The organism is Parafrankia sp. Ea1.12, assembly GCF_900465275.1.
Lineage (GTDB): Bacteria > Actinomycetota > Actinomycetes > Frankiales > Frankiaceae > Parafrankia > Parafrankia soli.
The window spans coordinates 1-233 of the sequence record NZ_UBIZ01000035.1; the positions used below are offsets into that span (position 1 = coordinate 1).

The following is a 233-nucleotide window of genomic DNA, read 5'->3' on the forward strand; positions in this document are numbered from 1 at the left end:
CAGGCTGGAGGCCTGGGCGGACAGGAAGGTGCGCCAGGAGGTGTCGGCCCGGCGGGGTGCGGGGTCGATGCCGGCGCGGTGCGGGATCCGCCAGACGGTGGCGACTCCGACCGGGTAGCCCAGCCCGACGAGCTCTCCCTGGATCCGGCGGTGGCCCCCGGTCGGATTCTCCTGCGCGAGGCGCAGGACCAGCTCGCGGATCTCCCGGCGGATCAGTGGCCGTCCGGTCGTCG

At 75.1% G+C, this 233-nt stretch carries 1 protein-coding gene; it reads right to left on the reverse strand.

What is annotated here, in order from left to right; genetic code table 11:
• On the reverse strand, positions 1-233 hold a 233-nt coding region (locus tag FMEAI12_RS00165), incomplete at both ends, for an IS3 family transposase (protein WP_368672036.1).